This is a genomic window from Pseudemcibacter aquimaris (assembly GCF_028869115.1).
In the GTDB taxonomy this organism is placed as follows: domain Bacteria; phylum Pseudomonadota; class Alphaproteobacteria; order Sphingomonadales; family Emcibacteraceae; genus Pseudemcibacter; species Pseudemcibacter aquimaris.
The window spans coordinates 228,846-243,483 of sequence record NZ_CP079800.1 but is presented as its reverse complement, the minus strand read 5'-3'; the positions used below and the strand labels follow the sequence as shown (position 1 = coordinate 243,483).

At 43.1% G+C, this 14,638-nt stretch carries 11 protein-coding genes; 1 reads left to right on the top strand and 10 read right to left on the bottom strand.

Annotation, left to right across the window (positions count from 1 at the left end; all coding sequences use genetic code 11):
• Positions 1-15: 15 nt before the first annotated feature.
• From KW060_RS01100 to KW060_RS01070, 7 genes are all read right to left on the bottom strand, one after another.
• Positions 16-1,215, bottom strand: coding sequence for an aminomethyl transferase family protein (locus KW060_RS01100; protein ID WP_249036632.1), 1,200 nt, complete (start codon positions 1,213-1,215; stop codon positions 16-18).
• 1 nt (position 1,216) lies between these two features.
• Complete coding sequence (locus tag KW060_RS01095) at positions 1,217-2,752, bottom strand: phytoene desaturase family protein (protein WP_249036631.1); 1,536 nt, start codon at positions 2,750-2,752, stop codon at positions 1,217-1,219.
• A complete protein-coding gene (locus KW060_RS01090; RefSeq protein WP_249036630.1) occupies positions 2,745-4,358 on the bottom strand; it encodes a phytoene desaturase family protein in 1,614 nt (537 codons plus the stop codon). The genes KW060_RS01095 and KW060_RS01090 overlap by 8 nt, the downstream gene beginning before the upstream one ends.
• Before the next feature lie 18 nt (positions 4,359-4,376).
• Positions 4,377-4,721, bottom strand: a complete 345-nt coding sequence (locus KW060_RS01085) for a cupin domain-containing protein (RefSeq protein WP_249036629.1) — start codon at positions 4,719-4,721, stop codon at positions 4,377-4,379.
• Positions 4,722-4,892: 171 nt separating this feature from the next.
• Complete coding sequence (locus KW060_RS01080; protein ID WP_249036628.1) at positions 4,893-7,238, bottom strand: TonB-dependent receptor; 2,346 nt, start codon at positions 7,236-7,238, stop codon at positions 4,893-4,895.
• Positions 7,239-7,249: 11 nt separating this feature from the next.
• Complete coding sequence (locus KW060_RS01075; protein ID WP_249036627.1) at positions 7,250-8,848, bottom strand: tetratricopeptide repeat-containing sulfotransferase family protein; 1,599 nt, start codon at positions 8,846-8,848, stop codon at positions 7,250-7,252.
• Positions 8,842-10,155: an NAD(P)/FAD-dependent oxidoreductase gene (locus KW060_RS01070; protein ID WP_249036626.1), complete on the bottom strand. Its 1,314-nt coding sequence runs from the start codon at positions 10,153-10,155 to the stop codon at positions 8,842-8,844. Before KW060_RS01070 ends, KW060_RS01075 begins: the two co-directional genes overlap by 7 nt.
• A 208-nt stretch (positions 10,156-10,363) precedes the next feature.
• On the opposite strand from KW060_RS01070, the gene KW060_RS01065 reads away from it, so the two are divergent.
• Positions 10,364-11,101, top strand: coding sequence for a GntR family transcriptional regulator (locus KW060_RS01065; RefSeq protein ID WP_249036625.1), 738 nt, complete (start codon positions 10,364-10,366; stop codon positions 11,099-11,101).
• Between the two features lies 1 nt (position 11,102).
• Here KW060_RS01065 and KW060_RS01060 read toward each other — a convergent pair whose 3' ends face one another.
• Genes KW060_RS01060 through KW060_RS01050 form a run of 3 tightly spaced genes read right to left on the bottom strand, consistent with a single transcriptional unit; the run spans position 11,103 to position 14,631 of the window.
• Positions 11,103-11,951 (bottom strand): hypothetical protein, encoded by an 849-nt coding sequence (locus KW060_RS01060; RefSeq protein WP_249036624.1) that lies wholly within the window; start codon positions 11,949-11,951, stop codon positions 11,103-11,105.
• A gap of 23 nt (positions 11,952-11,974) precedes the next feature.
• A complete protein-coding gene (locus KW060_RS01055; protein ID WP_249036623.1) occupies positions 11,975-13,249 on the bottom strand; it encodes an NAD(P)/FAD-dependent oxidoreductase in 1,275 nt (424 codons plus the stop codon).
• On the bottom strand, positions 13,249-14,631 hold the full coding sequence (locus tag KW060_RS01050) for an aspartate aminotransferase family protein (protein WP_249036622.1): 1,383 nt from the start codon (positions 14,629-14,631) through the stop codon (positions 13,249-13,251). Before KW060_RS01050 ends, KW060_RS01055 begins: the two co-directional genes overlap by 1 nt.
• Positions 14,632-14,638 lie beyond the last annotated feature (7 nt).

Below are 14,638 nucleotides of genomic sequence, written 5' to 3'. Positions count from 1 at the left end.
GAAGCATGAGAGCAATTAGAATGCACCCGGCGGGGTTTGATTTCGTCTTGGCGGGTTCCAGAACGGCTTTTCGGAAATTTCACATTTAGCCCAGTTGGCTTTCCATTCCAGTTCTTTCTGATAATAAATTTCCGCCCAAATTTCATTTGGAACTCTGCCATTTTGATATTCAATATCGGCCATGGCAAAATTTTGTTTCATGATCGGCGACCATACGGTTTTTCGTATTGATCCAATGCGGTTACCATTTTTACCATCATAAAGAAAACTATCTGTTGGTGGTTTATTACCCTCAATTGAAAGCTTAACAAGTCTACGTTTTATTGGCGTAACTCTTTCTTTTTCAAGCGCCTTACGCCCTGTAAAATACGGCTTATCAAAACTCACTGCCCATCCAAGGCCCAGCTCAAATGGCGAACGATCACGCCCGGAACGAACGGCCGTTTCTGCGGTAACGAAATCATCACCCGGTAGCAGGAACCCAGCCTCAATACGCACCATTTCCAGTGCATCCAGCCCCATGGCCCGCACATCATAAAGACCGCGTTCCTTAACACCGAAAATCGCATCCCAAAGCATTAAAGCATCACTTGGATCAACCCACACTTCATAACCAAGGTCACCAGTAAATCCGGTTCTTGAAATCATGACATCTTTGCCACCGAGTTTGGTATTTAAAATACCAAATGGCTTAAGATCCGAAAGCCCGTCAATGCCGGCTTCGGTCAGGACAGAATATGACGTTGGCCCCTGTACGGAAAGAGCGGCGACGTCATGGGTTTCTTCCTCGATGGTGACATCAAAACCAATACTTGATAACAGCAACCAATCAAGTTGATGATGCGCTGCACAAAGCCGGAAACCATCATCACCAAGGTGGAAAATTGTCCCATCATCAAGCACGCGGCCCGCATCATTACACCACACGACATAAGTCACACGGCCCGGTTTTAAATTGGAAACATCCCTTGTCACTAACCTGTTTAAAAATTCAAGCGCATCAGGTCCTTTAATGCGATATTTTTCCATGGGCGTCATATCAAATACGGAACAGCCACTACGTACCGCAAAATATTCAGCGGCAAGCTTGTCCAAGACCCTTGACACTTTATAACCACCCCAAGGGGCCCATGAATTCATCAGGTTTAATTTTTCAATTCGGTCGTGGAAAGGTGTTGGTTTCAGGACTTCTTTAAAATCATGCATTTCTGACATCTTATTTACCCCCTTCCATGTTGATAATTCGCTCTGCAGCATTATGACCGGGTATTCCCGTTATCCCACCACCCGGATGGGCTGCTGCGCCGCATAAATATAATCCATCAATTGGGGTATTATATTGCGCCGTTCCGTGAATGGGACGCATCATAAACATTTGATCAATCATCATTTCACCTTGATGCCATGAACCGCCTTTACACTTAAAATCGCGTTCAATATCGACCGGCGTCAAAATATCATCCGCTTTTACATCCGCAGAAATTCCCGGTGCGTATTTCTCAATGGTTGAAAGAACCTTATGGGCAAATACACTTTTGTTTTTATCCCATCCCGCTTTAAGCGTATATGGCGCAAAACTCGCCGATACTGACATGACATGTCCGCCGTTTGATGCAAGCGATCCGTCAACAAGGCTCGGGAACGTAATTTCAATGATCGGATTTTCTGAAATTTCACCGTATTTTGAATGATTGAATGCATGCTCAATATACCGCATGTCTGGCGCAATAATCAGCCTGTTTGAAAGATCACTTTCATTCAATCCCGTAAATGTTGGTAATTTAGATAGTGCGAAATTAAGCTTGGCCACATTACCGTTTGTTCTGGTTTTGCTTATGCGGTGTGTGAACATGGCATCCATTTCACGAACGCCAACCATATCAAGAAACGTCGTTTTCGCGTCCGCATTGGACACAACCACATCCGCAGTTCGTGTTTCACCATTTTCAAGCTCAACACCCACAGCACGACCGTTTTCAATGATCACTTTCCGAACAGAAATTCCCGTTTCGATTTTGACACCTGCCTTTTCGGCAGCCACCTTATAATCATTACCCATATCAGCGGTTGGTATATATTGTCCGCCATAAGTTTCACCGCGCAAGCGGTTCAAATATGTAAGCACTGTGGTTGGCGTACGTGGCCCCATTTGATGACCAAGAACCGCATCAAACGCGATCGCGCCTTTAAGCTGTTCATCATCAAATAATTCATTAAGCACATCATAAATATTGATACCGCCAACACGTAAAAATTCCCGCATGGATGATGCGCCAAGACCGAAACGAAGCGACCATCCCAATTTCGCGAGCGTAAATTTATCTTTATTATCCATATCTTTAAGACGTGGAGGCTTATTCAAGGTTAATGGCTCAAGCGCCTTCGCATATTTTAAAAACTCTTTTTTGAAATCCTGATAGGCCTTTTGATCCTTTTCAGATAATCCATTTCTGGAAATCTGATTAATGCCGAGCGTCAAATGACGGCCATCTTCACCAAGTGAAATGGTTTCAATGGCAGTTCCAATGTTTTTAAGGCCAATAGATTTTGCAATTTTCGGATTAACCGGATGCACAACACTCGCAAGGCCCGGCGCATGATACCCATTTGCGAATTCATATTTGGCTGCACTACCGCCACAGGTTTCACGTGCTTCTAATACATTTACATAATGGCCCTCTTTTGCAAGTTTTGTTGCACATACAAGACCGTTATGACCGCCACCAATGATAATTACATTTTTCTTAGTCATCACCAAAATCCTCCGGCGTTGTATTTGTTCGTTTTAAATCACGAAGGATTTCACGTGCCGCATTGGCGCCCGGCGCACCCATCACACCACCACCCGGGTGGTTTGATGATCCACACATATACATATTTTTCACTGGTCCCCGATATTGGGCGTACCCCGGGAACGGTCGGTTAAACATCAATTGATCAAGTGTCAGTTCACCTTGGAAAATATTCCCTTCGGTAAGACCGACTTCTGCTTCTATTTCTTTTGGTGTTCTGATTTCCGCATGCAGCAGTATATCTTTAAAATTCGGGCTATATTCTGCGATTTGATTAATCACCGTTTGACCAAAGGCTTGTTTTTTCTCTTCTGTCCAGCCGCCCTCTACTTCGTATGGGCAATATTGAACAAAGACACTCATCATATGTTTACCCGGTGGTGACATGGTCGGGTCATATTGTGTTGGAATAACGATATCAACATATGGATCCTGTGACCATTTATTGTCTTTCCAATCGTCATATGCACGCTCGAGCCGTTCTAGCGTATCTGAAAAATGCATATGCCCAAGCGTTAATGGCGACCCTTTCGGCAGCGCTGAAAATTCCGGCATCGCATCAAGAGCAATGTTTAATTTCCCTGATGAACCACGGATTTTGAAATTCTTTGCTCTGGTGACCACTTCATCCGGAATATCGTTCGGGTTCATAATATTAAGGAAAGTTCGTTTCGCATCCAGGTTTGAAACGACTACCTTGGCATTAATTTCTTCACCGTTTGCTAAGGTCACACCCGTTGCTTTATTTCCTTTAACCTTGATCTCTTTTACTTCGGCACCACTTCTTATTTCGCCGCCATGGGATTTATAAGACGATGCGATTGCCTTGGAAACAGACCCCATTCCCCCACGGGCAAACCCCCATGATCCGACATTTCCGTCTACATCACCCATTGCGTGATGAAGCAGCACATAAGCCGTCCCCGGTGAATAAACACCAAGTCCCGTACCAATGATACTGCCACCGGAGAAATGCGCCTTGATTACTTCACTTTCAAAATATTCATCCAAATATTCCGCGATAGACATGGTGAAGAAACGAATAAATTCATAAATTTGTTCCTCACTTAGCTCATAAAATGCTTTAAGAAGTGCCGCAAATTCCATGGCATCTCGAATTTTAAATGACGCGGGATCTGGTGGCGTACGTAGCAGGAAACCACGGATCAATCGACACCATTTCATCAAATCCGCATCAAAACGGATGGCCGCGTCAGCGTCCCTTTTTGAATGGCGGGCAATTTCGCGGCGCTGAACATCATGTTGATGATAGTTGCCGTAATAATCACCATTTTGCATGAAAGTAATGCCGCCCTGAATGGGCACAACTTCTAATCCATGTCTACCAAGTTCCAGCGCCTGATAAATTTCCGGACGAAAAAGACTGCAAACGTAAGAGCAGTTTGAATATTTCCATCCCTCATACAGTTCACGACTAACTGTCGCGCCACCGATATAATCATTCTTTTCCAGCACCAAAACATCAAGTCCCGCTTTTGCGAGAAAGGCTGCATTGGTCAGGCCATTGTGACCCGCGCCGATGACGATTGCGTCATAATTTTTCAATCCCAAACCCCTTCGTTATCAGGCAATAATAAAATACACTTTACGCACAGTTTCAATGACTTCTGCCGTGCCTTTCCATCCTTTTGGAAAGATCCAGCTATCCCCTGCCTTAATTTCTGTGACGTTACCCGCTTCTGATGTTAATTTCCAATGCCCTTTCAGCAAGTGACAAAATTCCATCAAATCCAAATCAAGCTTTAAAATACCCGGCTCTGCTTCCCATGTGCCGGCAAAAAGATTGCCTTCTTCATAAAAGCAACTATCCGTTTGTTTTGGCAGCGGTCCTATCGGTTCACCGAAACTTTCGGCAGCAACCAAATCTGTTAATGAAGCACATTGATGCTGAACAATTATTTCCGGCAAACTCATCTCCCTTTCATATAAACTATATTTGTGATCACAAATATAGTGATTCATATCAAATAGCACAAGTGTTTGTTTTTAATTTGTGATCACATATTGAAAATAGCTCTAATACCAACGAAAAAGGGCCGCTTAAACAAGCAGCCCTCGATCAAAATATTTCACTGATTATCAGCTACCGCCAAATCTATATGACAGTCTTGCGCCAAATGTTCTTGGGCGACTTGGCCCAAAGAATACAGTTGGCTGAATATCGCCACCTTCATAGCCGCCGTCATAATAAACTTTATCAAAGACGTTTTCGACATATGCAGTGATCGACCAACCTGCATCATCCGCGTATCCTAGTCGCACTGTGGCATCAGCCCATCCTTCCATCTCACCAGATGGAATGTTGCCAAGACCAACAAATAGACTGCTTTGTGCAGCAAGTTCAAATGACGCATTCACTTCACCAGTTTGTGTAACCGGCGCAGTATAATTAAGAAGGAATGCACCCTTGTATTTTGGTGCACCTGAAAGACGGTTTCCGTCACTGCCCGGTGCAATCAAATTGGCGTCTTTAATCTCGTTGTGGTTATAGGAACCAGATAAGATCACATTGACATTTTCACCAAGGAATGCCTGAACGGTACCTTCGACACCATATGATGTTACCTCACCAACGTTTGCCGTTTGGGTACTACGGTCAAAATATGTAAACTGCAATCCTTCATATTTATAATAGTAACCCGCAAAGTCATACTTAATGGTATTTTCAGGGTTGCTACCCTTTACACCCAATTCATATGACCAAACTGTTTCCGGTCCAAACTCATTCGGTGTGGTACCTGGAAGCGCGACATAATCATCATCAACGCCAGAACCGCCGTTACCATCTGTCAAATCAGCACCAAAACTATTAAAGCCGCCGGATTTATAACCTTTGGTAATACTACCGTAAATCATGGTATTATCATCGGGTCTATAGCGTGCAATAAAGCGCGGTGTATAATCATCCCATGTGATTTTTTCTCTTACATATCCATCGGTTGTGAAACCGATATTCCAATATGGGCCAAGGTCACTGGTAACCGGCAATGCATTGAATGAGAAATCTTTTGTATCTTTCGTATAACGAACACCGACTTCAACATCAAATTTGTCTGTTACTTCGTAAGCCATATTCACATAGGCTGCCCAACCGGTATATTCACCGATAATTGCACTTGGTTCATTTAGACCATCTGACGGGGTAAAGGCATATGAATAATAAGCATATAAATCCGCACAGTTATCATAACCATAATAGTTATAATAAGCACACATGATATCTTCTGAAGAACGTGATTTGAAAAGTGCATCAATATTTTCCTTATAGAATGACGCACCGGCATACCAGCTTAACGGCCCATCAGTATTGGAAACCAGTCTAATCTCTTCTTCGAAATAATCACCGTCTTGTTCCTGACCATAATCAAGCATATCAAGGCCAGTACCACCATAATTTTCGGCGTAATTATACTTATGATCTTTAAAACCCGTTAAGGATGTTAAGGTCGCAAATTCAAGATCAATGTTAATTTCTGCATTAATAGTAACAATTTCACCTGAATCATCATTACCAAGCCCAAGGTGTGATTTAAATGATCTTAAATCATCCGTATCCGGCATCCAACCAGTACCGAATATATCTTCGAGATTATCGGTAAATTCATCTGACTGTGCACGGTAAACCGTACCATCCTGATCGCGGTCTTCATATTCTGCGACAAAAAAAGCATCCCAGCCTTCACCTTCGATGGCTGCGGAAAAACGGCCTGCCGATTTTTTATGGCCGCCATATTTTTTACCTGCTGCTGTTGTCGCATTTAATGTATTTGTCATCCAACCATCTTCATGGCTTGTATAACCCGCCACACGGATAGCAAAATTTTCATTCACTGGCAGGTTAATGGCACCGTCCGCTTCCCATAAGCCACGCTCACCAACACCTAGATCCACATAGCCATTTACACTTTCCATATCCGGTCTTTTTGTATGGAAACTAATGGCACCGGAAATTGCATTACGGCCAAATAGGAAACCTTGTGGCCCACGTAGCACTTCCGCGCGTTCCATATCATACATTGACGTCACTGCTGAACCCTGACGGCCCTGATACATATTATTTTTAAAGAAACCAACGGATGGATCACCACCAACACCATAATCAATGGTCGAAATACCACGGATATTAACGAAATCGATAAAACTGTCTTTACTGTCTCCGGCAAATCCTGGTGAAAACTTAATCAGGTCCTTTACATCATCCAAATTTACACGGTCCATGAATTCTGCATTATATGCCGTCATCGCAACCGGTACATCAAGTACATTTTCCGGTCGTTTACCAACCGTAACGATTGTTTCTACATCCCCCTGATCACTGTCCTGCGCCTCTTGCGCAGTGGCCGTACCAGCCATTCCAAGGCCCAAAGATATGGCGGAAACACCCGCCAATAGTCTGGCCCTTTTATTACCCATTCGTATTTTCATTGTCTTCTCCCTTAAATGGTTGAATTTCTAATAATAGTGTACATTTCCTTTAGTTCGTTTTCGAAGCGACGCCATTTTCCAACAGATCGACTGTGTACTTTTTCTCTAACCTGCGTCGCACTTGCGGTAGTTACAGCAGTCTTTTGCTTATGAAACTCGAGACTGGCATCTTGCCATTCGAGCCCCAAATACTTAATGAGGCGTCTTGCCTCAAATTCCATATTGTCCACCACATCTTCGTAAGCGACCTCAATCATCCGGTCGCCCATAATATCGCGGTAATGTTTCATCAATTTTTGATAGCGAATGCTATGTCTCGCCATCTCACCTTGATCGTATGAATAAAAATATGCTTCTGCGAAAAGCTGTTTATAACTGGCAAAACACGCATCCATTGGATCACGTTTCACATGAATGATTTTCGCATTCGGAAGCGCTGCCGCAATCAGCGGCACATATAGATAATTGATCGGCAATTTATCAACAAAATAAGGAAGATCGCCACGTAAACTGCGAGTTGCTTCCATATAAAATTTGCCTAAATATTTTGGGTCAGCATTTGCAGCGGCAATGACATTTTCGCTGGATACCATTCCAGGAATTCTTGCGCCGCCCGTGCTTTTTACAGCATGGCCGAATTGTTGAAGTTCGCCTGCAGAATGGACATCATCACGTGCCGTAATGATACGTTCAATTAGTGTGGTACCAGTACGTGGCTGACCCACAATAAAAATCGGCGAAGATGCATCATGCCCTTCGCCGATATTTTCCAGCCATTCTTTCGTAAATGTCTTTTGCAGTGTTTCAAAAGCATCAATTTCTGCCTTCTCATCATACTGGACATGCGCGCGTTTAATCTTGGCGCCTTTTTCATATGCTTTAAATGCGTCCGACCACATTTCAAGGTCTTCATATTCTTTTGCAAGACCATAATAAAGATATGCGGTTGACTGCCTTGTTTCATCCACATCTTCCAATAGCTTAATAATATCATTGATGTGATTTGTATCTTTGGCTTTCTCAAGTCTTGATAAAATCCAATGTGCTTCTGCATTTTTGGGAAGCACCGAAAGTACTTTTAAAAGTGCTTCGCGCGCCTCATCAATCTTACCTAAGAACACTAAACTCTTGGCTTTATTCAGAACAAACATCGGTGAATTATTCTTCTCGCAGGCCTTACTATACCATTCAAAAGCCGCTTTCTGATCACCAAGCAAATTATAAGCCGTCCCAATGACATTTTGAACGAGCGGATCATTTGAGCCATATTCAACCGCCTTTTTCAAGGCCTGTTCAGCACCATTATAATTTGCCATTTTTAGCATTACGCGCGCATATTGTGCCCAAGCGGCTGCATGCTTTTCATCAATTTCAACGACAGTACCAAATGCGCTTAACGCTATTTTCCAATCTTCAGTTTCAAGAGCAATTAAACCCACAAGAAAGTGTGCTTGCGAGAGTTTCGGCATATATTTAAGGACCAGTTGGGCGCACGCCCCCGCATCCTTTAGATCCTTTTTCATTAAAGCATTGAAACCGCGTTCAAGATATTTCGATGCATGTTGCATCGTAAATTCAGGTGGTTTTTTAGTCGTCGTTGTTGTTACCATCCCAGCGCATCCCTCATTCTGTAATACGCCATTCCAATCGCATAGGCAGGCTGCATAAGATAACGCCCCCCCGGGAACGGCATATGTTTAACGGATGCCAGTATATCATACCTTGTACTATTTCCGGAAATCGCCTCGCTGATCAGCTTTGCGGACATGTGGGTTGGGGCAACACCATGACCACCGTAACCAGTTGCGTAATATACATTTTCACTTAAATGTCCAACCATTGGGATACGGTTAAGTCCAATGCCCATATACCCGCCCCATTCATAATCGATTTTAACACCTTTCAGTGTTGGGAAAACCTTATGCATTTTTGGCTCAAGCACCGATTTGATGCTGTTCGGATGACGACCGGAATATGTAGCGAGACCGCCAAAAATCATTCTTTTATCCGCTGAAATCCTGTAATAATCAAGCGCCCAACGTTGATCACATGTGGGCCATCCATACGGAATTGTTGCGGCGATTTGTTCATCACTTAATGGTTCAGTACCAATAATATAACTGCCCGCGGGCAGAACCCGTGAGGCAAGATGCGGAATTAAATTGCCAAGATACCCGTTACCCGTAACAACAACATGATCCGCAGTAATTGTTCCTTTTTCGGTAATGACCTTTGGTTTATGTCCATGAATAATATCTGTGACAGCGGTATCTTCGAATATTTTTGCGCCCAGTCCTTCGGCTGCGCGTGCCTCACCTAACACGAGGTTAAGCACATGGATTTGCCCCCACCCCATGTTGATACGACCGCCAATATATTGATCACTTTTCACATATTGCTTAAGTTCGTCCCCTTCAACGATGCGCGTTTCATAGGCGTAATCCTTGTCAGCCAATTTATCATTATCGCGCTTTAAACCATCCAATTCTTTATTGTTCATGGCCACGTCGATATAGCCAAATTCCATATCGCAATCGATATTATATTTGCTGACCCAATCCTTTATGATTTCAACGCATTCAACGGACATATCCCATACAGCTTTTCCCCCTTCTTCGCCAAAAGATTTTACCATTTTCTGATGATCCCATAATGAATGGGCATATCCGCCAATAATATGGCCACCGTTGCGTCCTGTTGCGCCCCAGCCGATTTTATTTTGTTCAACGACCGCAACCTTGAAACCGCGTTCGCTTAAATGTAGTGCCGTTGCGATACCGGAAAAACCGCCGCCAACGATACAAACATCTACCGTTTCATCATTTTCAAGCACAGAAAAACCACCGCGATCATTGCGTGTCGCAGCGTAATAAGAATTGGGGTACTCGTTACTATGAATATGGTCGTTTAAACGCATCTAATTCCTTAAATTCAACATCACGTTAAATCTTTTAAAAACACAAAAAATATTGTGATCACATTTTTGAGAATTGTCAAGTTCTTTGCATGCAATTTATCGGGATATCAGACTATTCAACACTGATATCATCGAATTATTTCTTGACTGATAAATATTTTTGTGATCACCTTCTATGGGGAAATGACGTAAATGAGGGTAAAGTTAAATGAAATCCGTTCCCGAAATCGACCTACATGATCTGACATATGATGAACATGAAACATCACAGGAATGGGTTTATCGTGCAATTCGGTTTGCAATTATGTCAGGGCAATTACAGCCAAGCCAAGCTCTCACCATAAGACAAATTGCTGCATTACTTGACGTCAGTGCAATGCCGGTCCGTGAAGCATTAAAAAGATTAACCGCCGAAGGGGCGCTGACCATTAAATCCAACAGACGCATCATTGTTCCCACTTTGGTGCCCGCAAGGCTCGCTGAATTAATCGAGCTTCGTGTTGAGTTGGAATCATATGCTGCTGCACGGGCGCTTCCTTATATCGATGGCGATAAACTCAGCCTATTAGAAAAATTAAACAGCAAACAAAATGATGCATTCGAACGCAGAGATTTTAGAGGCATTATTTTGGGCAACCAGATTTTCCATAGAACACTTTATACCGCACACCCGCATCCGGTTACCATGCCCATGATAGAACAAATCTGGCTTCAAATTGGTCCCTTGCACAGATTATCTGTTGCCAAGCTACCGGAACATTATACCCATGATCGTCACTGCGATATCATTGAATCACTAAAGAGCCATAACCCGTTTGGTTTAAAAAGCGCAATCGAAGCTGACATACGTGAATCAATGGGTTTCTTAACGGAAAGCGACCTGCTGACAGAACATAAGAACTTACCGCTTCCGAAAACGGGTTACGTCAAATCATTAAAAAATTAAATTAGGCGATTGCTTCTTTGGCTTCGGTTGTTTCCTGATGCCATTGGAATAGATTCATTTCAATGAATACAAAGGCAACAATCCAAAGAAACGCATCCCAGAAATCCAGAAAACTTCCAAGTACACCCCAATATACAGCACACCCAACAAGCGCACTATAAAGAACGATTTTTGCAATGGTGCTCACACGTAGGATCATTCCTTCATATAATCCTTTAAGCTGCAGCCATACATCTGCCTCAAGTAAGAAAACAACAATCAACCAGGATGACGCATTGATAATGTCACACCAGGCAAGTCCTTGTGCGGATGACAGCCCCTCTTCATTCCCAAAGAGAGATTGGCCGTTAATGCTAAATAATTGCTGTCCTGTAAATTGTGCGCAATTTTCGGCGGTCAAATAAATATATTCATCCATTGTCACGACAAAGGCCAATTCACCATCAACAAGATTACAGACGTTATCAACCAACAGTGGCGCAACATCATGAAGCATGAAAAATTTACTGAAATACCCATAAAGGGCATAAACAAGAAACACATAACATATGGTTTTTATGCCCGTTAATATCCATTTTACGCCTTTTTTCTCAAGCACCTCGTCGGATATAACCCAGGTTTCAAGTTCAAAAAGCAAAAGCAAAACGACCCAATTGACGGTATCAATGGTCGCGGTGAAAGCTTCGATAACATTTGAAAAAGTTACACCGTCACTAAATGTATGGGCCGCAGCGGCGTAATCATCCACAAAGAAAAAATATATATTGGCACTGAGCAACGTATAGATCGAATATTTAAACAGGATATATAATTTTTCACCTGTGGTTTTATATGTGTGATCTGTGCTCATTAATTCCTACCCTAATTTACTGATCAAAAAAGATCTTTCATTCGGTAATACAGCATCCCTAATGCCACCATCTGATTACCGACCCACCTAGGTACCGGAAGTCTGATTTGTTTTGCCTTGGCAAAAATATCATATCGTTCCATTTGCCCTGCAACCGCATCCGATACAAATTCACTTAAAATATGCGTCGCGTTTAAACCGTGGCCGCTATACCCTTGTGAATAATAAACATTGCCGTTTATTCTTCCGACGTGTGGTGTTCTATTAATTGTGATGCCGATCATGCCACCCCATTCAAAATCAATATGCTTATCTTTTAATTGCGGGAACGTATTCAGCATATCCGGCAGCATTGCGCCCTTAATACTGGCCGGGTCACGACCAGAATAATTGGCCTTACCGCCGTAAAGCATTCTTTTATCCGCCGACAGACGGTAATAATCGAGTATCTCGTTCACTTCGAATACAGATTGGTCTTTTCCAAGAAGTTCTGCTGCAAGCTCATCTTCTAGTGGTTCCGTTGCAATAATGTATGAACCCGTCGGAAACACATATCCGGTTAGCTTTCTTTTTTCGAGCCGGTGATAAGCATTACCCGCAAGTACAACCTTGTCCGCAACTATATGTCCTTTTTCCGTGTGAACTTCCGGCTTTTTACCGTGCTTTATGTGTGTGACCGGGCTTTGTTCAAATATTAGTGCGCCCAAGCTTGCGGCTGCCCTAACTTCCCCTTTACACAGATTAAGCGGATGAAGATGACCATCAATATTGTTATATAAACCACCAACATAACGGTCAGACCCGATATAATCCTGAATGGTTGATTTATCCACGAGAGTAAAATGATCTTCGTAACCGAGCGATGACATATGGTCATATTCTTCGGCAAGATCATCCTGTTGTCTTTGTTTACAAGCGGCCGCCATATTGCCCGCTTTAAAATCACAATCAATGCCATACTTTTCAATGCGAGTCTTGATGATATCATGACCTAAGAAATTCATTTCCTTGATCAATTTATCAGCTGCTTCCTTTTGTCCGCGGCGCAGATTTCCTTCACCTGACACGGCATATCCAACCTGACCGCCGTTTCTGCCCGATGCACCCCAGCCAACCCTGTTTGCTTCAATAAGGGCAACTTTAAAACCACGTTCAGAAAGATTGAGTGCCGTAGAGGTTCCCGTAAAACCAGCACCGATCACGCAAACATCGACATTTACCTGCCCTTCAAGTTCAGGATATGTGGTCGTATCATTTGCGGTCGCCGCGTAATAGGACGAACAATGTTCTTCTGACATTAAAGCACACCCAAATCTTTTGCTGTTGCATCAAGACAGAATTTCGCCTTTTCAAGAAGCTCATCAATTTCTGAAATTGAAATGGTAAGCGGCGGACTTAAAATCATCGATTGATCTGTGGCGCGCATAATCAGATTATTATTGAAACAATGTTCTCTGCAAATAAATGCCGCGTCCGTATCACCGGAATAAATTTCATGTGTCTCTTTATCTTTCACCAGCTGAATGGCCGCCATTAAGCCGCGCCCTCTGGCCTGACCAACCAATGGATGATTTTCTTCCAGATCTGTTAGACCCGCCATTAAATGTGGCCCGGTTTCTTCGCGAACTTTTTCAACCAGTTTATGATCTTTGATATAATTGATATTAGCAATACCAACGGCCGTGGCCACAGGATGACCGCTATAGGTATATCCGTGGTTAATATCACCACCTGAATTCAGCACTTCAAAAACATCGTCACTGATGCCTGTTGCTGAAAGCGGGATATATCCGGATGAAATCCCCTTTGCCATTGTAATCATATCAGGTGTGATGCCGAATGTGTCACAACCAAACCAGTTTCCTGTGCGGCCAAAACCACAAATGACTTCATCAACAATCAACAAAATGTCGTATTTTTTACAGATGCGCTGAATTTCCGGCCAATAATTATCCGGCGGAACAATCACGCCACCCGCACCCTGAATTGGTTCACCAAAGAAAGCACCCACATTGTCCGCACCAAGTTCAAGAATTTTTTCTTCCAGTTCTTGTGCACGAGTAAGGCCGAATTCTTCTTCGGTCATATCGCCACCTTCAAGATACCAGAATGGCTGATTAATATGTTCAAATCCCGGCAGCAGTGAACCATCCTTACCGCCCATATTATGCATATAACCCATTCCACCTAGGCTGGTTGCCGCAAGTGTACTGCCGTGATACGCATTTTTACGGCTGATGATCGTACTTTTTTCCGGTTTCCCTTTAATATTCCAATAATGGCGAACCAATCTTACATTTGTGTCATTGGCTTCTGAGCCGGAACCCGCGAAAAAGAAATGATTGATCGCTTCTGGCGTTACTTCAGAAAGCAACCGTGATAATTCAATCTGCGGCGGATGTGCGGTTTGGAAAAAGCTATTATAATATGGCAGTTCTTTAATCTGACGGTCTGCGGCATCGATTAATTCCTGACGGCCATAACCAACATTCACACACCATAATCCCGCCATACCATCAAGGATTTTATGACCTTCTGAATCGAAAATATAACTGCCTTCTGCCTTTGTTATAATGCGGGCACCTTTTTTACCCAGCGCATCAGGATCCGAAAAAGGGTGCACATGATGATCGCGGTCAAATTCCTGCCATTGCTCGGTTGTTCTGTTGTAATTCAGCATAATTTAT

Bases quoted from the DNA above. Each gene is read 5' to 3' on its own strand.
- KW060_RS01070 (WP_249036626.1), bottom strand. From the start codon at position 10,155: ATGCGTTTAAACGACCATATTCATAGTAACGAGTACCCCAATTCTTAT.
- KW060_RS01065 (WP_249036625.1), top strand. From the start codon at position 10,364: ATGAAATCCGTTCCCGAAATCGACCTACATGATCTGACATATGATGAA.
- KW060_RS01050 (WP_249036622.1), bottom strand. From the start codon at position 14,631: ATGCTGAATTACAACAGAACAACCGAGCAATGGCAGGAATTTGACCGC.
- KW060_RS01100 (WP_249036632.1), bottom strand. From the start codon at position 1,215: ATGTCAGAAATGCATGATTTTAAAGAAGTCCTGAAACCAACACCTTTC.
- KW060_RS01075 (WP_249036627.1), bottom strand. From the start codon at position 8,848: ATGGTAACAACAACGACGACTAAAAAACCACCTGAATTTACGATGCAA.
- KW060_RS01095 (WP_249036631.1), bottom strand. From the start codon at position 2,752: ATGACTAAGAAAAATGTAATTATCATTGGTGGCGGTCATAACGGTCTT.
- KW060_RS01080 (WP_249036628.1), bottom strand. From the start codon at position 7,238: ATGAAAATACGAATGGGTAATAAAAGGGCCAGACTATTGGCGGGTGTT.
- KW060_RS01055 (WP_249036623.1), bottom strand. From the start codon at position 13,249: ATGTCAGAAGAACATTGTTCGTCCTATTACGCGGCGACCGCAAATGAT.
- KW060_RS01060 (WP_249036624.1), bottom strand. From the start codon at position 11,951: ATGAGCACAGATCACACATATAAAACCACAGGTGAAAAATTATATATC.